The following is a 22,474-nucleotide window of genomic DNA, read 5'->3' on the forward strand; positions in this document are numbered from 1 at the left end:
AGAAACGCTGACGCTATTTCAGTTACCAACAAGGCATCATGAGCGCAGCTTTCCACGATGTGTGAAAAAGAAACCATCTAAATATCCCTATAAAAAAAAGCCAGTCAGTGTTAACTGACTGACATTAGGCATAATATGCCGAGCTTTTTTGGTTGGGATGTTACTTAATTTAGCTATTTGTAGGCGCTGGTTGGGCATCTACTAGTGGCGGCTTGCCACGCATTTTACGAACTAATCGTTTAGCATCTTCTAGTGCAACATACTGGCACGGTATAAGTATCAGTGTAATTACTGTGGCAAATAACACACCAAAAGCAAGTGATACAGCCATTGGGATAACAATTTTAGCTTGTAAACTCGTTTCAAAAATAATTGGCATTACACCAATAAAGGTAGTGATTGAGGTCAGTAATATTGCTCTAAAGCGACGAGCACCGGCTTGTATTACAGCATCCTTAATCGCAACACCTTCAGCGCGGGCTTTATTTACAAAATCAACCATAACGAGGGAATCATTTACGACCACACCCGCTACAGCAATTATGCCAAACATGGATAAGCTACTCATGGTCATACCTAAAATCATATGCCCAAACATAGCGCCCACTACACCAAACGGAATAACCGACATTATAATAAGTGGTTGTGAGTAAGATCGAAGCGGAATCGCTAACAAGGCAAATATAATCATCATTGATATACCAAAGTCACGAAGCTGCTCTGAAGCGCTATCCATCTCTTCTTGAATGCGCCCAGCTACATCACTTGTAACGCCAGGGTAGCTTTTAAGTAATGTTGGTAAGTATTCATCACGAATTTCTTCTGCAATTGCAAATGGTTCGGCTTGGTCGGTATTTACCGCAGCCCATACGTTTACAGTACGTTTAGAGTTTTCGCGGCGAATACGGTTTACACCGTCAACCAGCTTAACTTCGGCTACTTCACTTAGCGGTACTTCAGCGCCAGTAGGCGTAATTATACGCACACTAGCTATGTCGCTAATTGAGTTGCGTTCGTCTTCTGGGTAGCGGATCATGACTTTAATTTCTTCGCCTTCACGCAATATTCGCTGCGCTTCTAAGCCGTAGTAACTAAAGCTAACTTGCGACGCTACATCAGCAAGCGTTAAACCCATGCTGTAAGCGAGTGGTTTTAAATCAAGTTGCACTTCGTCGGTAGCGCTTTGCATTGAATCGTTTACGTCGCCAACGCCTTCCATTGTTTGTAATTTGGCTTTTAATTTACCTGCCACTTCTTTTAGCTCGTTAGCATTTTTGCCTTCAAGTTTAAAGCTAACGTCGCCATCATCTCGACCGCCATTCATTATACTGTCTTGAATGGTCATGGTTTTAATGCCGGGTAGAGCGGGCATTTGCTCACGCCATAATGCACTTAGGGCAAAGGTGTCGATAGGGCGTAAATCAGGCTCTACCAAAATGGCCATAATATTTGCTTGCGTTCGTCCGCGCAGACTTACCGATAAATCGCGGATCATCGGTTTACCGTATTGCTCTTGTAGTTGCTGATCGACCTTTAACAACACGCTTTCTATTTTACGTGCGGTTTCAAGTGTTGCTTGCTCAGATGAGGCAAGGTTCATTTCTATATCAATACGTGGAAAGTCGTGCGGTATTTTAGGGTTTGGTACAAACTTAACTAAACCACCTGCAAACATACCTGCGCTTACAATAAGCAAACACATAAAGCCAACAATTACGGTATAGCGGTAGTGAATACAGCGGCTAACAAAAGGAAGGTAGTAGTTATTCACAAAGCCTTTTAAGCTGCTATCAATCACCATACGTAAGCGATGTAATAGATTTTTAGGGTTTGGTTTACGCGGGTTCATTGCTGCAATATGCGCAGGTAAAATTAGTTTTGATTCAATGAGTGAAAAAATCAAACATAAAATAATAACGCCACCAATGGCTTTAGAAAAAGCAGCACCAGGGCCGGTTGCGAGTGTTTGTGGTAAAAATGCCGCAATAGTCGTTAGTACACCAAAGGTCGCTGGCATCGCAACACGTTTAACACCGCGTACTACGTTATCAAGTGTGTGGCCGTATTTTTCTATTTCGGCACTGGCTGACTCGCCCACAACTATGGCGTCATCAACAACAATCCCGAGTACAAGTATAAAGGCAAAAAGAGAGGCTAGGTTAATTGTTACATCTAAAAAGCCAATAGGCATAAACAAAAAGGCGCCCAGAAAAGACACCGGTAAGCCCATCATTACCCAAAATGCTAAGCGTAGCGGTAAAAATAGTGCCAGCACTATCATTACTAACAAGCCACCCCAAATCATGTTATCGACCATCATATCGAGTCGACCTTCAAGGTAGTAAGTTAAATCAACAATAGGAGAGAGCTTAACGCCTGCAGGTAAAAGTGGCTCTTTAGTTGCCATGTAGCTTTTAAGTACTTTTGCTACATCGGTAATGTCTTGATCTTTTGATGCGTTTACTTCAAACGAGAGTGAGTTTTTACCATTGTATTTTGAATATTGTAGACCTTCTTCAAAGCCATCATTAATAGTTGCTACATCGCCTAAATAAATTTGTGCGCCATCAGCAAGGGTAATAAGTGGCAGTTTTTCAAACTCAAAACCACGGTAGGCTTGTTTTTCAACACGCATCGAAATATAACCATTTTCAGAGCGTATTTGCCCCGCAGACATATTTGCCGAAAAGTTTTGCACCGCGACTGCAATATCTCTAAATGTTAAGCCATATTCGCGCAGTTTATCTGGGCTGACTTCTATACCAATTTCGTATTCTAAGCCGCCGTTAAAATTAACAAGGTTAACGTGAGGCAGTGCTTGTAACTCGTCTTTTATATCGTTGCCAAGCTCTTTTAACTGGTAGTTACTCATGTCGCCGTAAAGCGCGAGTATCATTACCTCTTGCTCAAACTTATCGCGGCGCACAACAGGGCGCTCCATTCCCGCAGGAAAGGTGTTTATTGAATCAACTTGTACTTTAATTTCATCAAGTACTTCTTGTGGATTGTATTGCTCTTCTATTTCAATCCACGCTTGTGAAAAACCACGGTTAGAGTACGTAATTAGGCGTTTAATGCCTTCAATACCTTCGAGGTTTTCTTCAACTTTTATGGTTATGCCTTCTTCAACCTCTTGCGGGGCTGCACCTGGGTAAACTGCTTGTACGCTTATCCAGTTGCTTTCAAACTGTGGGAACATTTGTTTGCGAATGGTCATCGCCATTAAAATACCGCCTACTAATATAAATATCATTAGTAGGTTGGCAGCAACGGGATTTCGGGCAAACCATGCTATTAACCCTGTTTCACGAGTGTTCATGATTATTCCTCTTTCAGCGCAAGTTGAGTTACATCAGTTTTATCAGGCGCAATATCTTCAATTTTTACTGCCATACCTTCAGTTGGGTATTCAAGCGCTGAGGTAACAATTTGCTCGCCATTTTTTAACCCTTGGCTGGCTACAATCATGCCGTTTTGTTCGCGTATAATATTGAGGGTTTTAAACGACAATGTTAAATCGTCATTTAAAATGACAATTTTATTATCTTTTACTAAGTGGTGCGCAACAATAATTGCGTTATCAAGCGGGCGACCTTCAATGGTAGCGTTAATGTATGAACCAAAACGAAGTGGGCGTGTTTTGTCACCATAAGGTGTTGCAAGTTGTGCAACCAAGTAGCTCATACGGCTTGTTTGATCAACCACACCTTCGGTGCGAATTACTTTGGCTTGCCACATTGTTTGTTTACCTGCGTATTCTGCGTTAAATGTAACATTTGAGCCTACGCCGCCATTTTTTAAATATTGCAGTTCTTGATCGGCAACCGGTAAACGTACCTCTGCAACTGAGGTTGCGCTTAGTGCGCCAAAACTGTTACCTGGGTTTACTACTGAACCCAAGCTAATTGTGCGCTCATTAATAATGGCATCATAAGGGGCTTTAATATAAGTACGCTCAAGATTGCGGCTAGCACGTTTAACACTTGCTTGAGCAGAGCGGTAACGCGCTAATTTTTCTGCCAGCTGTGGTTTTCGTAAATAAAGTTCTGATGCAATAGCATCGCTTGAGTCTGACTTAATGCGCTCCCACTCAGCTTTTGCTACATGTGCTTGCGCGCGTTCTATTTCAAGTGCTGAGCTTGCTTGTGCTAAACCCGCTTGCGCTTCAATAAAGTCTGCTTCGTAATCATTTGCATCAATTCGTGCTAAAATATCGCCTTGCTTTACAAACGCGCCTTCAACAAATTGATCTGATACCGAAATAACTTGCCCGCTAACTTGTGCTATTAGCTCGGTACGATACTTTGGTTTAACAATGCCGTACGATTTAACATCGAGCGTTATAGAATCTAAAAGTACGCTTTGTGTTGCTACTAAAGGACGTAAATCTTGCTCTGGCTTTTCTTCGGGTGGTTTTTTCATTGCCATAAAGGCGAAAGCTAAAGCAATACCGCCTGCTAAAACAGCGATTGGGAGTATTATTTGTTTTGTAGTAGCCACAAGGCATTCCTTCATAATTGGTGGTGACAGATTAATAATACGCAATAAAGTGTTTACAAGCTGTTTTAAGATGTAACAAAGCATTACATGTGTGTGTTACAACTTACTATGCGACTAATTAAGTTCCTAAAAAGAAATTAAAGTAAGTGTTTTTTATACCGAGGAAATTATGAAAACCGAATCGATGAATTGCAGGCTAGGCTGCGGCGCATGTTGTATTGCGCCAAGTATTAGTTCGCCTATTCCAGGTATGCCAAATGGTAAAAAAGCCGGAGAGCGTTGTATTCAGCTGGACGAGCGTAATTTATGTAAGTTATTTGGTGATGAAAGTCGACCAAAAGTATGTAGTGATTTTAGTGCCACGCTTGATGTGTGCGGGTCAACAAATGCGCAAGCTCTAGCGCTTATTACAGAGCTCGAAGAGCTAACTTAATCCTCATTTTAATACACATCTATTTACAATATATTATTAATAAAAATCTTCACAAGGTTATTAAAAGCAGTCGTTAATATATTTTATGGCGAAATATTAGACATATTTAATTTTGTTGCTAATATAGGAAATTGTAAGATACTTTTTATAAATCTCATTTATAGGTGATTTCGTTCAATCTTAATTTTTAAAAGGAAAGAAAAATGAAAAATTTACTTACAGCATTTACATTAGGTGTGACTTTATTAGGTTGTTCAAACTTACCCATTAAAACCGATATTAAAGAAGACCACTTTAGACTCGAAAACTTTAAAAGAGAGCAGGGAGTAGATCTAGAATATGTCCACTTGATGTGCTTTAACAAAAAACCTACACAATGGGCTGAACCAAAGCAGTATATCAGTGGTGAGCATGATTTATGGGTAAAGGCGAGTGTTTCAAACCCTGATGTTTTAAATAGTCAAAAAGAAGCTTTTGTTAATTTTAACGTTAATTTAGATTCTAATAAAAGCTACATGCTAAATAGAAAAAGGGAAGGGGATAAAATATCAATCTGGATACAAGAAGTTGAAACCGGTACGGTTGTTTCGCAGGTTCTTACAGATGAGCTTAGTCGCCCTTTACAAATTGATAATGAGCTAAGAAAAAGACAATGTCGTTCTGGTTCAATATAAGCTGAAATATAAGCTGAGTAATCAAAGCTCTTAATATTTAGTATGCCGTTTATTCCTTGCTAAATATTTATTCAAAGACCTGTTTTAAATAAACAGGTCTTTGAATGTGATAGCTCAATTCTACCAACTATACGTTGCGCTTAACGTATATTGCTCACCTCGCCCTGGTGTACCTGGTATTTCTTCAAACGACTCATCCCATAAGTTATCTGCCGCTAAGGTGATAAATAAATTACTCAACTGTGGCGGGGTTATTTTAAGCGTTAGTTGGGTAAATAACGCGTTGTCACTGCCGTTTCTAAGTGCATTTTTGTGTTGTGTACGCCATTCGTTATCTATTCTAAATTCTAAAATATCAGTTGGGTTGTACACAGCGCCAATTGTTAAACGGTGATCAGGAAAGTTTAACGCGTAAAAGCTGGCATCAATATCGGCTGCGCCGTAGTTTTCTGATTTATGTAAATACGTGTAGCTTGCTATAAGTTTTGCTGTATCAAAGTGCTTAGTCGCTAAAAATTCAACCCCAGCTGTATCAATATCAACCGGGTTTGCAAAGCGCGCTGATGTTGAATCAAAATTAAAGGTCCAATCGGTTAAGTTATTATCTTTTCGATAAAAAATAGCCGAATTTAACTGCCAGCTTTGTTCTTCAAGCAATAACCCTAGCTCTAAGTTTGAAGTGGTTTCGCGCTCAAGATTGTAATTACTTCTAAATAATCCCCCAGAATCGCTGCCGCCAATGGCTGTGTAGCCTGCAACTTGGCTCGCCTGCGCGTATGATAAATAAATAGTTTGCGCTGTGCCGTCACTATTTTGGGTGTTTAAGGTTATATCACCAATAGCTGATACTTCAGCGTCATCACGATTTGTATCGTCGTAGGCTGCGCCTAAACGAAAGGTAAGTTGTTGGTTTTTTTGCGCTATTGTGTATTCAGGCAATATACTCAGCTTATAATACTTTCGTGAAGTAAAGTTGTTTTCAAGTGTTGTTGATTCTATCGAATCATCAGTAAATTGTGCAGAGTAATTTATTGCCAGTGCATCGCTTTGTTCATGACGACCTGAAAGTCCAAGCGATTTAACTTCGCTTTTATGAAAAGCTTCAAATGCACTTGGATTTTCGCGCGAGTAAATATAGTGATCGTCATGGGTACGATAATAAGCAGATACTTCAAAGTGACTGTTATCAGCGTAGCTTTGCTTGTGGTTAAGCATCCAAAGGCGGGTTTCTAAATCTTCAGTTTCGTTAACGCCAAAAGGAGTGTACAAGTTAGGCCAGCCAAAAAACTTATCTTGTGAGCCAAAAAACAAATCTGTTTGGCTGTGCTCGCTTGCTAATTGCACACGAGCTGAGGCGCGCGAAAAGTCATGATCGCCATTATCAATGGTGCCATCACTTTGCGAGTGAGAATACTCACCTTCAAAGCCCAGAGTGTAGTTAGTTAAGCTATCAATTTGTGTGTTTTTAGCAGCGTGAATACTTTGCAGATTAAAGTCGTTTGTGCCAGTACCAAGCGATACACTACCGCCAGTTATAATTGGTTTCCAACCAAACGAAACCGTACCAACAGAGCTGTTCATACCATAAAGTGCGTTATCAGCACCGGTTAACACATCTGGACCGCTTAGCATTTGCGGTGCAATGGGTATTTCAGCAAAATAATGCCCAGATTGCGGGTCAAGTAGAGTAGCGCTTCCTACTCTAAAGCCGGTGTTTTCAAAAATCCCACCACGAATAGTTACATCAGCTTGCGCCTCAGCCATATTACGCGATTGAAGATCAACACGTGGGTCGTACTCTAAATTAGAAATAGGCGAGTCGAATGTACCTACAGGCAGTTTATTCGCAGTAGGTGAAGCTTCAACGGTTATCTGTTCGATTGTTGACTCATCAGATAGCGTATTAGCAGTAGCAAATGCAGTCACGCTGCATAATATTGCAGGTATTATAAGGTGTGGTGTGCGATTCATGTGTTTCTCGTCATTTTTTATTTGTAGCTGCGGTTACAATTAAATTCAAAGCTTATATTTGAGCATGATAAAATAACTAAATGTAACAGCAGTCATTTTGTGCGCGATTGTACATTAATTTGTTAATAACTGCATTTGATAACCATTTACGTAATACCGACTTTATTAAAAACATGGTCATTCTATCGTATTAAATAGCGCACTCACTGCGTTAAAAATTATTTATATAGAACAACTATATGTCATAATTTTCGCCTTGTTATTGCGCTATTTTCTTGGCGCTTTAATAGAACACTATTTTAATGCAATCGGTATAATTACTTATTAGGTAACATTTATAATGGATACTAAAGAATATAATACTATTTACTTTGCTGGTGGCTGCCTGTGGGGTGTACAAGAATTTTTAAAGCACTTACCTGGTGTAATAAGTACTGAAGCAGGGCGGGCTAATGGAAAAAATGATAATACACAAGGCGATTACGATGGTTATGCCGAATGCGTAAAGGTCATTTTTGATCCAAAAGCGGTTAGCTTGAACGAGCTATTTGGCTTCTTTTTTGAAATTATTGACCCGTATAGCATTAATAAACAAGGGAATGACGTAGGCCCCAAATACCGAACTGCCATTTATAGCAAAAGCCAAGATCATTTAAAGGTCGCTAGCAATTATATAAGCCAGCGAAGTGATGCTGATAAAATTGTGGTAGAGGTAGAGCTGTTAACTAACTATGTGCCAAGCGATCCTGAGCATCAAGACCGTTTAACTAACCATCCTGATGATTACTGCCATATACCGCTTGAGTTATTGCATAAGTATAAATCGTAAATTTGACGCGGTGTTTTTTGTAGACGTGCAGTTTGCTGACGTGACGAGCGCAGCTCGTAATTTAAGATGGAATATAGCGCTATAAAGTAATTAGAAGCTATCGCTTCTCGCGCAAGCAAGCTTAGCGCCTACAGGTAAAGTTTAATCCGGTATTTTGTAGACGTGACGAGCGTAGCTCGTAATTACTTAAGTCTGTAAGCCCCAAAAACAATCACCCACAAAAAAGCTCACGTACTGTGAGCTCTTTTAAAACTTACTTATAGCTAATTTTAACTTATTGCTGCTTTTGCGGCGGGAAGTTACTTAAAATTTCGCTCACTGTTTTATTAATTGATGCTTCACGTTGTTCTGGCGATTGGTTTTTCTTTAATCGACCTTCTTTCGCGCCGCGCCATACTAGTTGGTTTGATTCACGGTCTACAATATCAATAATCAGTGTGCCCACTTCGTATTCACGCGCGGTTGTATCACGTTGAAAACCAGTACCCCAATAACCCCAATGCGGGCGGTAGTTTACATTAAATGTATCTACTTCAAGCTCTTTATCAACCGATGCATGATAGTTAACAAGTACATCAGCATCTGCTGCATCAACTAAGCTCATACCTAGTGTTTGGCTCAGCTCAGCGTTAACGGCAGTGCGAACACGTTTTTCCATTAGGCCATTAATTTGGTAGTTATTTGTGTCTTTAGTTAGGCTGGCGTTTTCTACCCAAGCAAATGTTTTAAAATTACTAAAGTTGGCTGATTTATCGTAATCCCAATCAGGGGTTTGTGTACAGGCTGTAAGAAGTGCTAGCGCTGCAACAATAAGTATATTTTTCATTACGTTTGCTCCAATAAAATGCATTAATTCAAAATAACACACATAGTTTAAATGTGTATTATTTAAACGTCCTAAATATTAGTCTAATAGTCGAGCCTTAACGGCCAATTAATTGTGTTCAACTTCAATCCAATCTTTTTCATCTACCCAGTTTTGTGCACCGTCTTTTACCGAGCGAATAGGCACAATGTAGTCACAACTTATTTGCGGCTTAACTGAGGCAAATATAGGCACAAAACCAAAGCTTAGTGCGGTTTCTATAATCGCTTTTTGATTTTGTGGGTCAATGTCGGCCGCTTCATCTATATAAATTGGTATACGGTATAGGTTTTGTTCCTGATCGCTTAATAAGTAACGAATAAACAACATGCCACATAATAACTTAATCGTAATACGTGTGCCGTTTGAACCCGCCGAATCTATTTTTTCAAAGTGTTCGGTTTCACCTGCGCGGTTAACTACTTCAAATCGAATATCAAATAAATCGGTAAGTGTTAAGCCCGCTTTATCTGATGCGAGTTTAATTAAGTGATCTTTCGCTTCGTTTACCGCACTTTCGCTGTACGGTTCTTGGCTAAGTAAATCAAGCGTGTCACCTTGCTCAAACTGATGCGACGTGCTGATAATGGTATCTATACTATCAACCAGCATTTTGCGCGGTATGACGTTAATTTTAAACGCTTGCAGGTTTGAAATACGGTGCTGGCTTATACCTTTATTAAAGCTGTTCATTTCGCGGCGAAGGCGGTCTAAATCTTCTCGCAAGCCTTTAATAGTTGCTGCCACTTCGGTAAGCGCAACGCGTGCTTGGCGCTCAACAGCATCGCGTTCGTTATCAATATTATGAAAGGCGCTTATTAGCTTTTGGTATTTAGTGTATTCGTCATTTTCGTTGTCGAATTTAGTAATACCCGCGTTATATACATGCAAATAGGTATTACGTACGTTTATGTCAAAATTACGCAGCTCTTGGCAGTCTTTATTAAAGTGATGAACAAGGTCGCTTAAGTTATCAAAGTCGACCGTAATATCAATCATATACGGTGTTACTTTACCGCTGTATAAATCAAGCGTGTGGTCAATTCGCTCGCTCTTAACTTGGCGTAAGCGCTCAGTTTGGCGATTAATTTGCTCTTGTTTCGATTTAATTAACGAGCGGCGATCGGCAATTGAGCCACTATTTTTTTGAATATCTTGCAGGTAGTCGTCAACTTGTTCGCGCTCAGCTAATAACTGCTCTTTTAGCATGGCTTGCGCTTCAACCGATTGCTGCATTACATCAAACTGCTCTAAGCGTTTTAGGGCGCTCTCTGCACTCATAAGCTCATCGTATAACGCGTCTTTTTCTTTTTGCTTGTCGGCAACGTTTGCTGCAACATCGCGCTGTTGCTTAAACTCTTTAAGTGAATGCTCAAGTGCACTGAGCTGAGCGGTTAATTGCTCTTTGTTTTCGCCGCTTTGCATTTGCACAGGCGAGAGCTTTTTAAGCTTAATGCTCGCACCTGGCAGAGTTAGTACACCGCCTTTAACGTTTTCGCTAAGTAGCGATAAAAATTCACCAAACGCATCTTCGTCATCAATGGTTATATCGCCATTAGTGGTGGTTGCAAACGAGAGAATATCTGGGTTTAAAATCCGCGATATTTCTTCTACTTCTTTTAACGAGAGGTCTTCGCGCATGCGGGTAAACAAATTAAATTCAAGATTTTTAAGTTGCAGCTTTAAGCTCTTAATTTGTTTTTGTGTTTCGCTAATGCGGTAGTCAAGTGTGTGTAGGCTTTGCCCTTGTGCGCTGGTTATAGAGTGCGAAAGCGACTCGTAATCTTGCTTTAACTGAGTCAGGCTGGTTTTAAGCGTGGCTTTATTTACCAGTTCAAACTCACTTTTAAGCGCATCGTAATCTAAAAACCACTGCTCAATTTGTGTTTGTCTGCGCTCTATGTCGCGCGATTGCTGTACGTATAGGCTTTGCTTTTGCTCAAACTCGTGTTTTTCGTGCTCTATATCTTCAAGCGCTATGGCAAGCTCAGAGAGTTGCGACTCTTGATAAGTATCAAAATCAATCAGTGCTTGGTCAATTTTAGGTGCGTACGCCGCTAATTTACCTTTAAGCACGGTTTGGTTTTCGAGCATTGATTCAAGCGCGGCTATAGGCTCTTGCATTGACTCAAGGGCTTTTAATTCGCGTTTTGAGCGGTTTACTTTATCAAACGAGCGACGCCATACTTCATAAAAGTCGACCTTAGAGTTCGACATATGGCGTTCAAACACACGTAGCATAAAGCGTTTTACGTCGCTTGCGCCTAATTTATGTAAGTTAAGAATACGTCTAAATATTTCTTTATAAATAGAGGAGTCTTGCACATTATTAAGCGGGATCATTTTTAAGTTTATGTCGCCATCAAAAGGCGTTGCGCCACCAGTCAATAGCGCGTTCAGCTCTTGTGCTTTAAGCTCAATAGGGTTGTAGTTAAGTGATTTTAAATGGTTGAACAGCTTGGTAAATTTAATAATGGTTTTACCTTGCGTGTACTGCTCTAAATCAAGCTTTCCTTGATAACAAAAGTACTGATGCGCATAACCGGCAATTTTACCAAGTCCTGCAACACCAATCACTACCGAGCCATGAGGCAAGTTAGCTTCGAGTAAAATGTAAGACTGATCGGATGAAAAATAAAACTTACGGGTTTCATCTAAATCGTGTCCGTCCCATTCTGTTAAGCGCAAATCGTTAATAAGCGGAAACTGCAAGGCGTTAATAACCGAGCTTTTACCTGTGTTATTTGGCGCGCAAATAGAGCTGCTTTTATCAAGCGGGATCACACACTTTGCATAGCCTGCGGTGTTAAGTAGGGCGAGTTTACTTAGTCCGTATAGATTTTTCATTCCTCGTCCTCCGTAATGTAGGTTTCTTCGTTTACTTCCATTAATGCATCTATGTAGCGGTGAATTGGCGCTTGTAGCATAAAGCCGCCTTCTACTTCACGGGCTAACCCTAAGCGCACCATGCGCAGGTATACGTCTTTACGCAGGTCCGATCCCGAAAATATCTCAAGCTGATCAAACAGATGCTTGTTAATTTGCACCAGCGTTTGCATAAGCTCTAAATCGTTTATGTCGTCAAACAATGCGCGCATTGGGTCTTTACCCGTATTGGCGTAGTGCTCAATTAAAATGTAAATGGTAAGCGCGATAGCGCGAGATATTTTGCCCATATTTGGCGTGCTCTCGTCGCTACCAAAATAATAAAAGCCACGGCTGTCGCGTTTTAAATCGTTACCTAGGGCGGTAAATAGGGCGGTGTAGTCTTCTATGTGTTGGTCAAGCTCTTGCCACATTACGTTGTCTTGCTCGCAAATGTGATAACCCGCTACTAATTTTTTATTTATGGCTTGTAGATGGGTTAGCTCGTCTAAGTTTATGTGTGTCATGGTTTATTTACCTGCCTTTGAATCTGGCTGAGGCTCTGAATTAAATGGATATAAAGAAAAGTGCTGACCGGCAATTTTTACGCGGGCTTTTTCATCACTTTGAATTATTTTAATATCGCTGTCGCTAACTAATTTTTGATACAAAAATAGCATTTCGTCGGCATCGAGATCTGGGTAGCTTTCGTCTAAAAATTGCAGCAAGGGCTGTGGCTTTTTGCGTTTTTTATTAAAGCGCTTAGCAAAGCTGGTTTTAACATCGTTGTAGTCAGGAATATTAGGCGTAACAAATGCAGGCACGTCTTGTTGATCTGGCAATTGGTATTCTTCGTGTTCAAATTCCACCAAGCTTGCCATGTAAGCCACAATATGGCGTTGCTGACCAAGTGAATATCGCTGTGCGTCGCTTACAAAATGTGGCTGCACCGCACTTAGCATGTTGTCTACGCCATTTTTACGTACAAGCCCGAGTACTTTAGCTGCTTGGCGAGTAATTAAGTTATTACGGCGTAACTCTTCGCGCAGCGGCATAAGCATATCGGCACTTTTACGTAAGCTTTCTCGACCCACTAAATGCATTTCGAGTATACGGGTACGTAATTGCTCAAGCATACGTTTGTAGTTGTACGCTTTACCTGAGCGCTCAATGTGCAGTATTTGCTTACTTATTTGCTCTTCAATGAGGGTAAAACACGCATGAAATTCACCGCGAATATCAATCATTTCAAGCATGGGCTCTATGTATTCGTCAAAGGCTTCTATTACCGCTTTATAACGCTTTTGCAGCGATTGCACTGCATTATTAGATTTAGCTTGTTCAACAATATTTAAAATAGCGTTTTCGTTGTGCGTATAGAGCTTCATTATTTTACGCACCCGATCATCCATAATACGGCTGTAGCGGCGTAAGTCGTCAAAGTCTTCTATTTCGCCAGCGTTATCTAGGCGATTTCCTAAACGTGCAAGGTCGTCGACTAATACGCTAATTTCTTGCGCTAAGCCTAAATGTTCTTCTTGCAGTAAAAAAGTAGCAAAATCGGCAATGGCACGATTTATTTCAAGCTGTGAGGATTTAGCCAGTGGAATTAAAATATCTTGGTTTAACAAACGATTTGTTTCTTTATAAATACGTTCGTTTGACCACGTAGGCTGCTTTTGCTTAATCGCGTTTTGTACGTCTTTTAGGCTAAAGTCAGCCATTTTAAAACGTTTAAATAATAGCTCTAATACACCCCAATGTTCGGTTATGGTGTTTAGCTGCTTTTTAGCTGGGATCATAAGGGGTTACAACATCCTAGTATTTTATTATTGAGTTCTTTTAGAAGACTCATTATTACGTATTTTTAATTAACCTTGTCTGTATATAGTATTCGTTTTTAAGACCATTTAATAATAGTTTTTGCATAGAGGCAGTGCTAAAATTCCCGCCGAAAATAGGCACATGAAATGGAATGTTATTTGTGTGTTCTTTAAAACTATATCAAAGGTTGTTTAACTACCATGGTTTCCTCGATTATTCTAACCCTGATAGCGATTGCATTTTTACTGATCGTTATAGAAGATATAATCCATGTCAATAAAGCTAAAACCACGCTGTTTTTTGGTACGCTTTGCTGGATTCTTCTTTTTATATACCCTCTACACGGGCAAAGCCCCGATACAATTCAACACCTCCTAAATGAAAATATTTTAGAAATTGCCTCGTTATGGTTATTTTTAATGGCTGCAATGACCTTTGTAGCGTATTTAAACTCAAAGGGGTTTATAGAAAATATTGTCCATCGCGTTATGCCAAAAAGTATTAGCGAAAAAAAGCTCATGTTTTTGGTGGGTGGTTTTGCATTTTTGTTTTCGTCGATTTCAGACAACGTAACAGCCACGCTTATATCGCTTGCAGTTGTTATGTCGTTAAAACTTGAACCTAAAAAGCTTATTAAATATGCCACGCTTATTGTGTTTGGGGTTAACTCAGGTGGGGTATCGCTAATAACAGGTGACGTAACCACGCTAATGATATTTTTAGATGGCAAAGTAACCATAGCTCATTTATTACTGCTTATAGCGCCAGCACTTACAAGCGTTATGTTACTAGCCGCGCTACTGTCTATAGGTATGAAAGGGCGTGTTGAGTTTGCTAGTGCAGGTAAAACCCGCATTGAAAAAACCGACATAACCATTGCTGTTATATTTTTATCTACCGTAGTGAGCACACTTACGTTGAGTGTAATTTACAGTGTACCGCCTCTATTAACCTTTTTGTTTGGCTTATCAGTGATGTTTTTAGTGGCGCAATTTTTAATGCGCAAAAAAGACATAAACAAAGACATAATCGATTTTGTTCGCGATATAGAATACGACACATTATTGTTTTTTGTAGGTGTACTTTTACTTGTTGGCGCACTTAAAGAAATTGGTATGTTGAGTAAATTTACCGACCTATACACGGTAATGGCACCAGAATACGCAAACTACTTAATGGGCATATTATCAGCTGGGGTCGATAACGTACCGCTTACCGCTGCATTATTAAAAGCCGATATAGTAATGAGCCAACAACATTGGTTGTCGTTTACGTATGCAACGGGTGTGGGCGGTTCAATGCTTATTATTGGTTCGGCTGCGGGCATTATTGCCATGAGTAAAGTTAAAGCGCTTACCTTTATGAGCTACTTGCGGTTATCGCTGCATTTATTAATTTGTTACACGGTTGGATATGCGGGCTCGTATTACATGGGCAGTTTTATTTAACTCATAAATTATTAAATGCTTGACAGCTAGACGTCTAAACGATAACTTTCAAAGCCCCGCTACTTAGTGGGGTTTTGTTTTATTAGCCACTGGTTAATAAAGCATTCAGAAGAGGTGCGATACTTAGGTACTTAATGTTAGGCGACGAAAGCCGATGATCATTAAGGAGGGAAGTACTCGCCGAGGAAAATAATGGTACGTCGTCATTGTTTTTCGGTTTATGGGGCTGAATCCTCAAAACTGTCACCAATATAGGTGGAGAGCTTCTGGCAGTGGACTTATCTTCAAGCATTCCTTTGCCAAGTTCTTCTTGTTTTATTGCGGTTTGGATACCGCGAAAGGAGACTAAATGACTACCCAATCAGTGCCACAAACAGTGCCACAAACAGAGTTAAGCGCAAAATCAGATTACATCGTTGCCAAATTTGGCGGAACCAGTGTTGCAAATTTTGAAGCGATGAGTCGCTGTAGCGAAATTATTGTTGCAGATAAAAGCGTACGTATTGTTGCCGTGAGCGCCAGTGCCGGCGTAACTAACCATTTAGTTGCACTGTGTAAATCAAGTATTACCCCAAGTGAGCGCCAAGAACACATAAACGGCGTGCTTGCTATTCAACAAACTATTTTAGATGAGTTATCGCTTGATGCCGATTTAGCGGTTGGCTTTAACGAAACCCTAAAAGCATTTCAAACATTGGCTCAAGAGCCACTAACAACCGATCAGCAACACGACGAGCTACTTAGCTTTGGTGAGCGTTTATCGTCGTATTTGTTTGCTCAGGTGCTGCGTTTACAAGGTTTAAATGCCGATCGCTTTGATGTGCGCAAGGTGCTTAAAACCGACAGCCAATTTGGTAAAGCAACGCCTAATGTTGCAGCCACAGCGCAAGCCGCTAAAGAATTTTTAATCCCGTTATTAGATAAGCAAGTAATTGTTACTCAGGGCTTTATTGGCAGTGACGAATACGGCCAAACAACAACGCTTGGACGTGGTGGTTCTGACTACAGCGCTGCACTTTTAGCTGAAGCAATTAACGCTAAAAGCGTGCATATTTGGACCGACGTAGTGGGCATTTTTAGCACCGACCCGCGTTTGTGCGCAAAAGCGACGCCTATTGCACGTTTAAGCTTTGACGAAGCCGCCGAAATGGCAACCTTTGGCGCAAAAGTATTGCACCCAGCGACTATTTTACCAGCAAGCCGCAGCCACATTAACGTGTTTGTAGGTTCTAGCCGCGAGCCAGAGCGTGGCGGTACATGGATTGAGCGCGAAAAATCGCAGCAACCAGGCATACGCGCAGTAACGCAACGTAAAAACCAAATATTGCTTACGCTTAAAAGCCCAGAAATGCTACTAGCTAGTGGCTTTTTAGCACGCGTATTTACACTATTAAGTGAATACAATATATCGGTAGATTTGGTAACCACATCTGAAATTAGCGTAGCTATAACGCTTGATAACGCGCAAAACGCCTCGCGTCCAGAGCTTGACCAAGAATGCCTAGATAAGCTTGCAGAGTTTTGCCATGTGTCGGTAGAAAACAATTTAACACTGGTAGCACTTATTGGCTCTGAGATTCAATTACGCCAACACGAAATGAACTTAATGAGTGTACTAAAAGACTTTAACATTCGATTAATTTGCCACGGTGCTAGTAAGCACAACCTGTGCTTTTTAGTAGAGCAAACTGAGTCAGATAACGTAGTACAGTCTATTCATAGCCGTTTATTAGAAAACGATTTTGCTGCGTAAATAATTTTACTATTAAGAAGCGGCTATTCAGGAAAATCACCTAGTAAAATTAACTAGTAAAGTTACTTAACAAAATTAATTAATAAAGTCATTTAATAAAAAGCATCGCCAGTCGATGCTTTTTTTATGCACCACACTCACATCAAAACAAACATTGCTGTCACTGCTATCAGCTACAGTAACGCGATTACTGCTAGCACTTAGCTTTGCACTATGTAATTCGTCAAACACATTGGGGCTAAGTAGTTTTGCAATAGGGCGGCTGGTGGCTTTAGCAAGTGACTCTTTTAATGTCCAAATTCTAAAAAACGTATCTGCTTGGGCTTGGGTATTAGTTGGCTCGGTAATAAGTGAAATTTCACCATTATGATAAAAATGCTTAGCGAGCTTTTCAAACGGGCGCTTTAGGCTTACTTTTTCAATATCAAAACCAAACTCACTTTTATCAAAATTTAGCGCGACCCCAACCAAACCATGCGAGTGCGAAATACAGGTATTAATAACATCATCACTTACATGTACTTGCAGCTTTGAGCTTGCCTCGTCAAATTCTGTACTCATTTTATTAAGGGCTACGTGCGCATGTTGCGGCTGCGTTATTTTAATAAGGTGCTTTAACAATAACCGCGTAGCTAAATACTCTTGCTTAGCTTGCGGGCTTTTGCGGCGGTTTATAATGGCTAACTCAACCGGGCTTAAGCAATCGGGCAAATTAAAGTCACTAAGCTCAAGTGTTTTAGCATTAAATAATAAAATACTGTTACTAGCTAAAGACAAGTTTACTAATTGAGTTGAAGTAATACTCAAGGCGTTTTTAAAATAGTGTTCAGTCATAAAAGCCCTAAAGCAAAAGAAGTCGCTGATATTGTGAGCGGTTAACGCCCCTAATAAAGGCTGGGTACAATTTTATTACTCAGCTGGCATGAAATATGGTTTAATTCACAATAATCAAAATAATAACAGATTTGTAGATGTATGGCACAAGTGCGTGATGGGTTTCAAAGCCGACTTGGTTTTGTTTTAGCCGCTGCTGGCGCAGCAGTGGGTTTAGGTAATATTTGGGGTTTTCCTACGCAAGCGGCCAACCATGGCGGCGGCGCTTTTTTACTGGTTTATTTTATTGTTATATTTTTACTTGCGCTCCCTGCATTGTATACAGAACTTTATTTAGGTCACAAAGCACAAGCTAACCCGGTAAAAGCATTGGGCGATGCATGGCAAAGCACTAACCGTAAAGTGGGTGCGGCAGCAGGTTATATAGGACTTGCGGGCGCAGTTGTTATGCTAAGTTTTTACTCAATAGTAGCAGGGTGGATGCTCTCCTACGCTATTGAACCCATAACAACCTTTTTAGGTTTCACAGGCGCAAGCGAATTTTTACATAGCGACTCAGTGCTTCGTAATTTTGTATTTACGCCGCTTATGCTTATTTTAACTGCCAGTATTATTTTAAAAGGTGTTAAATCGGGAATCGAAACCTGGTCGCGCCGTTTAATGCCACTGCTACTCGTATTGCTTGTTGGTTTAATTGCCTACATTGCAACACTCGATGGCGCAAGTGAAGGCTTTGCCGCGTATTTAATTCCTGATTTTAGCCAAATACTCGACCCTAATTTGATTATTGCCGCAATGGGGCAAGCGTTCTTTTCGCTCTCGTTAGGTGTGGGTTGTATGATGATTTACGGATCGTATTTACAGCCAGATGCTAATTTACCAAAGCTCACAGCCGGTGTTGCCTTACTCGATACCAGCGTTGCTTTTTTAGCGGGGTTACTTATTATTCCTGCTATTTATGTGGCGCAGCATAACGGTGTAGAGGTATTTAGTGGCGGTAAACTGATTGGTGAAGGGCAACTTATTTTTGCTATTTTACCTGCGCTATTTAGCACCATGGGCGAAATTGGTTTATTAGTGGGTTTACTGTTTTTTGTATTAATGTCTATCGCATCGGTTACGTCAACTATATCGACAACTGAGATTCCGGTGGCGTTTTTAGTCGAAAATCACAACGTTAGCCGCAGCAAAGCAACATGGGCAGTAAGCGCCGTTGTACTTGTGTGTGCGAGCGCGATTATATTAAATTTTGATTGGTTATTTGGCTTAGTTATTATGCTATTTACTCAATACCAATTGCCGCTTATGGGCTTGTTTTACTTTATTACAGTAGGGTGGATGTGGCAGCGTGGTAATAAATTACACCAAGCAACAACCGGTGTACATTACTGGTTTGCTCAGTATATTCGGTTTGTTTGCCCAATATTAATGACCTTAGTATTTGCAAACGTTGCGTTTGGTTAATTTTATCTAAGCCCTAAAATAAATTAATAAAGCGAAGTGAGTTTAAAACGCACTTCGCTTTTTTTGTGCCTGTAATTTAGGTATAGCTTAGGTCTTTATAAAACCTCATTAGTTAGAGGCCTACCTTCACTTACTTCAAGCGCGTTAAATACGGTTGTGTTTGCTATTTCGGTAAGTGCTTCTTGCGTAAAAAATCCCTGATGCCCCGTTACTAATACGTTTTTAAAGCTCACTAAGCGCGAGAATATATCGTCTTGGTTTATTTCGTCGCTGTGGTTTTTAAAAAAAAGCTCCGATTCTTGCTCGTAAACGTCGAGTCCCAGGTAACCTAGCTTTTTAGTTTTAAGCGCGCTAATACACGCGTTACTATCAAGCAATGCACCGCGAGAAGTGTTAATGAGCATAACGCCGGTTTTCATTTTACTAAATGCCTCATCATTTATTAAATGATGAGTTTGCTCGTTCAGTGGGCAATGTAAAGAAATCACATCGCTTTGGCTAAGTAAGGAGTCTATATCGGTAATTGTATAATTGCCAGGTTGCGCGTATGGGTCGCACACTAAGACTTTAGCGCCAAAGCCATTTAAAATGCTGCACAGCGCAAGGCCAATTTTACCGCAACCTACAATACCCACGGTTTTGTTGTGCAAGTTAAAACCTAGTAATCCGTTTAAATCAAAATTGTCTTCGCGTACACGGTTATACGCTTTATGCGTTTTGCGGCTAAGTGTTAGCATAAGCGCTATACAATGCTCAGCTACCGCTTCTGGGCTGTAAGCCGGTACGCGTAATACTTTAATTTTATGTGCTTTTGCTGCAGGTAAATCAACATTATTAAACCCTGCACAACGTAGCAAAATAGTATTTATGCCTTGGCTTGCTAGTTGTTCAATAACAGTGGCGTTTACGGTGTCGTTTACAAATACGCATATGGCATCAAACCCGCTTGCTAAAATAGCCGTTGGTTCGCTCAGGGCTTGCTCAAAATACGTTATTTTTATATCACTGTAATCGCGTGTACTTTGTTCAAAAAAAGGCAGTTCGTACTTTTGAGTACTAAAAAAAGCAATGTTCATGGTAATAGCCTCGACGCTTAAGTATTTGTAGGGTAGTTAACCTTTAATACATTAAACTACTTTACAAGTAAGCGCCCAAGTAAAACGTATTTTATTGATTTAAATTAAGCCTTAAGCGGAGCCTTGCTTGGGGTAAATAAAGGTATTTTTGACGATACTTTTTTACCACCTTTAGCTGCGTTTAACTTTGCGGCTTGCAGTAAGTTGCTTTCTATTACTTGTATAAGTGTTTCGGGCTTAGTTCGCGGTGCATAACGCGCAACAAGTTGCCCTTGTGAATTAATTAAAAACTTAGTGAAATTCCACTTAATAGCACGATTTTGCGAAATACCCCGCGTATGCGATTTTAAATAATTAAACAACGGGTGTGTTTCTGGCCCATTTACCATTACCTTGCCAAATACCTCAAACGAGATATTAAATTGATCTTGGTAAAAGTCTTTTATGGCTAAATTATCAAGCGGCTCATTTTGGCCAAACTGGTTACACGGAAACGCAAGCACTGTAAAACCATTGCCTTTGTATTGCTGATAGAGCTTTTCGAGTGCGTTTAATTGCACCGAAAAATTACACTTACTCGCTGTATTAACAATAAGGACGGTTTTGCCCTGTAACTGGCTAAGAGAAAAATTTTCGCTGTTGTAAAGTGGTGCATTAAATTGATAAATACTGTCCATAGGTTACCTACTTACCTTTCCCGCTAAGGAAATTTTATAAAGACTTTCATTCGCTTTTTTATCGACCGATTGACATAATCGTGGTCTAGTTTCTAAGTTATCAGTTTAATAGGTCATTTTTATGTCAATGAAAGTCGCATTTATAGGTTTAGGCGTAATGGGTTACCCAATGGCGGGGCATTTAGCAAAAGCAGGGCACAGCGTATGCGTTTATAACCGCACTCAAGCTAAAGCAAAAGCGTGGACTGCAGAACATTCAGGAAGCTTTGCATCAACCCCGCGCGAAGCTGCCAGCAATGCCGACATTGTATTTATGTGTGTTGGGAATGATGACGATTTACGCTCAGTAGTGTATGGCGACGACGGCGTGTTAGCGGGCATGTTACCGCACACTGTTTTGGTTGATCACACCACAACCTCAGCTGAAGTAGCACGTGAAGTGGCTGCAAAAGCGGCTCTGCAAAATATCGATTTTATAGATGCGCCTGTATCGGGCGGACAAGCTGGCGCCGAAAACGGCGTATTAACGGTTATGGCGGGTGGCAGCGAAGCCGTATTTGCTAAAGTGCAGCCAGTTATGGCGGCGTTTAGTCGTTTTAGCCAATTACTAGGCGGCGTTGGCTCGGGACAACTTTGTAAAATGGTTAATCAAATATGTATTGCTGGTGTAGTGCAAGGTTTAGCCGAAGGCTTACATTTCGCCAAGCAAGCTGGGCTTGATGGTGAAAAAGTTATAGAGACCATTTCTAAAGGTGCAGCCGGTTCGTGGCAAATGGAAAACCGCTACAAAACAATGTGGGCGGGTGAATATGAGTTTGGTTTTGCCGTAGATTGGATGCGTAAAGATTTAGGCATTGCACTCGATGAAGCTAAAAACAATGGCGCAACATTGCCAATGACCGCAACGGTCGATCAATATTACGCCGATGTACAAGCACTCGGCGGTGGCAGATACGACACCTCAAGCTTACTAGCACGCATTGAAGCACTACATAAAAAGTAACGTTTACGTTGAGTATGTCGATGTAGACGCGAAGCTTGCTTGCGTGACGGGCAAAGCCCGTAAAGTAATTTATTCACAAAGAGATTATGAGGCGCTGCGCTTTTAGAGGCAGTAATAGATCTAAAAAATTAGTAACTATTCAGCCTCATCTGAAATGAATACATCAGGCAGCTGATTTTTGAATAATAACTCAAGGGCTAGGCTTGCAGATACATATTGTTTTCTGCAAGTCGATAAATAGCTTCTCAGCAAGCAGAA

The 22,474-nt window shown here is 40.5% G+C and carries 17 protein-coding genes and 1 riboswitch; of the genes, 7 read left to right on the forward strand and 10 right to left on the reverse strand.

The window, feature by feature from the left end; all coding sequences use genetic code 11:
* Positions 1-169: 169 nt before the first annotated feature.
* Positions 170-3,319 (reverse strand): efflux RND transporter permease subunit, encoded by a 3,150-nt coding sequence (locus tag H4J63_RS16405; protein ID WP_182197549.1) that lies wholly within the window; start codon positions 3,317-3,319, stop codon positions 170-172.
* A gap of 2 nt (positions 3,320-3,321) precedes the next feature.
* On the reverse strand, positions 3,322-4,500 hold the full coding sequence (locus tag H4J63_RS16410) for an efflux RND transporter periplasmic adaptor subunit (RefSeq protein WP_182197550.1): 1,179 nt from the start codon (positions 4,498-4,500) through the stop codon (positions 3,322-3,324).
* Between the two features lie 169 nt (positions 4,501-4,669).
* Here H4J63_RS16410 and H4J63_RS16415 point away from each other — a divergent pair, with 169 nt between their 5' ends.
* Entirely contained in the window at positions 4,670-4,933 is a 264-nt protein-coding gene (locus H4J63_RS16415) for a YkgJ family cysteine cluster protein (protein ID WP_007375812.1), read from the forward strand.
* 203 nt (positions 4,934-5,136) lie between these two features.
* On the forward strand, positions 5,137-5,607 hold the full coding sequence (locus H4J63_RS16420) for a hypothetical protein (RefSeq protein WP_024605895.1): 471 nt from the start codon (positions 5,137-5,139) through the stop codon (positions 5,605-5,607).
* Positions 5,608-5,727: 120 nt separating this feature from the next.
* Here H4J63_RS16420 and H4J63_RS16425 read toward each other — a convergent pair whose 3' ends face one another.
* The gene (locus H4J63_RS16425; RefSeq protein ID WP_182197551.1) at positions 5,728-7,578 is read right to left on the reverse strand and encodes a TonB-dependent siderophore receptor; all 1,851 of its coding nucleotides are present in this window, start codon (positions 7,576-7,578) and stop codon (positions 5,728-5,730) included.
* A 340-nt stretch (positions 7,579-7,918) separates the two neighbouring features.
* On the opposite strand from H4J63_RS16425, the gene H4J63_RS16430 reads away from it, so the two are divergent.
* On the forward strand, positions 7,919-8,407 hold the full coding sequence (locus tag H4J63_RS16430; protein WP_024605894.1) for a peptide-methionine (S)-S-oxide reductase: 489 nt from the start codon (positions 7,919-7,921) through the stop codon (positions 8,405-8,407).
* Between the two features lie 274 nt (positions 8,408-8,681).
* Here H4J63_RS16430 and H4J63_RS16435 read toward each other — a convergent pair whose 3' ends face one another.
* From H4J63_RS16435 to H4J63_RS16450, 4 genes are all read right to left on the reverse strand, one after another.
* Positions 8,682-9,233 (reverse strand): DUF4136 domain-containing protein, encoded by a 552-nt coding sequence (locus H4J63_RS16435; RefSeq protein ID WP_165742799.1) that lies wholly within the window; start codon positions 9,231-9,233, stop codon positions 8,682-8,684.
* 108 nt (positions 9,234-9,341) lie between these two features.
* Entirely contained in the window at positions 9,342-12,119 is a 2,778-nt protein-coding gene (locus H4J63_RS16440) for an ATPase (protein WP_101217583.1), read from the reverse strand.
* Positions 12,116-12,664 carry a condensin complex protein MksE gene (locus H4J63_RS16445; protein ID WP_182197552.1) on the reverse strand — a complete coding sequence of 183 codons (549 nt, stop codon included), beginning with the start codon at positions 12,662-12,664 and terminating at the stop codon, positions 12,116-12,118. The genes H4J63_RS16440 and H4J63_RS16445 overlap by 4 nt, the downstream gene beginning before the upstream one ends.
* Before the next feature lie 3 nt (positions 12,665-12,667).
* A complete protein-coding gene (locus H4J63_RS16450) occupies positions 12,668-13,939 on the reverse strand; it encodes a hypothetical protein (RefSeq protein ID WP_182197553.1) in 1,272 nt (423 codons plus the stop codon).
* Positions 13,940-14,161: 222 nt separating this feature from the next.
* On the opposite strand from H4J63_RS16450, the gene nhaD reads away from it, so the two are divergent.
* Positions 14,162-15,409 (forward strand): sodium:proton antiporter NhaD, encoded by a 1,248-nt coding sequence (gene nhaD / locus H4J63_RS16455; RefSeq protein WP_182197554.1) that lies wholly within the window; start codon positions 14,162-14,164, stop codon positions 15,407-15,409.
* 101 nt (positions 15,410-15,510) lie between these two features.
* Positions 15,511-15,683, forward strand: a riboswitch (Lysine riboswitch).
* A 75-nt stretch (positions 15,684-15,758) separates the two neighbouring features.
* Positions 15,759-17,162 carry a lysine-sensitive aspartokinase 3 gene (gene lysC / locus H4J63_RS16460; protein WP_182197556.1) on the forward strand — a complete coding sequence of 468 codons (1,404 nt, stop codon included), beginning with the start codon at positions 15,759-15,761 and terminating at the stop codon, positions 17,160-17,162.
* A gap of 75 nt (positions 17,163-17,237) precedes the next feature.
* Here the strand turns inward: lysC and H4J63_RS16465 are convergent, their stop codons facing one another.
* The gene (locus tag H4J63_RS16465; protein WP_182197557.1) at positions 17,238-17,996 is read right to left on the reverse strand and encodes a 4'-phosphopantetheinyl transferase superfamily protein; all 759 of its coding nucleotides are present in this window, start codon (positions 17,994-17,996) and stop codon (positions 17,238-17,240) included.
* Between the two features lie 141 nt (positions 17,997-18,137).
* Here H4J63_RS16465 and H4J63_RS16470 point away from each other — a divergent pair, with 141 nt between their 5' ends.
* A complete protein-coding gene (locus tag H4J63_RS16470) occupies positions 18,138-19,460 on the forward strand; it encodes a sodium-dependent transporter (RefSeq protein WP_182197559.1) in 1,323 nt (440 codons plus the stop codon).
* A gap of 95 nt (positions 19,461-19,555) precedes the next feature.
* Here the strand turns inward: H4J63_RS16470 and H4J63_RS16475 are convergent, their stop codons facing one another.
* Positions 19,556-20,536 carry a 2-hydroxyacid dehydrogenase gene (locus H4J63_RS16475; RefSeq protein ID WP_182197561.1) on the reverse strand — a complete coding sequence of 327 codons (981 nt, stop codon included), beginning with the start codon at positions 20,534-20,536 and terminating at the stop codon, positions 19,556-19,558.
* 104 nt (positions 20,537-20,640) lie between these two features.
* The gene (locus H4J63_RS16480) at positions 20,641-21,213 is read right to left on the reverse strand and encodes a glutathione peroxidase (protein WP_024599537.1); all 573 of its coding nucleotides are present in this window, start codon (positions 21,211-21,213) and stop codon (positions 20,641-20,643) included.
* A gap of 121 nt (positions 21,214-21,334) precedes the next feature.
* On the opposite strand from H4J63_RS16480, the gene H4J63_RS16485 reads away from it, so the two are divergent.
* Positions 21,335-22,216 (forward strand): NAD(P)-dependent oxidoreductase, encoded by an 882-nt coding sequence (locus tag H4J63_RS16485; protein ID WP_182197563.1) that lies wholly within the window; start codon positions 21,335-21,337, stop codon positions 22,214-22,216.
* Positions 22,217-22,474: the final 258 nt, after the last annotated feature.

Source organism: Pseudoalteromonas sp. 5Ae-yellow, from assembly GCF_014077565.1.
Taxonomy (GTDB): Bacteria; Pseudomonadota; Gammaproteobacteria; order Enterobacterales; family Alteromonadaceae; genus Pseudoalteromonas.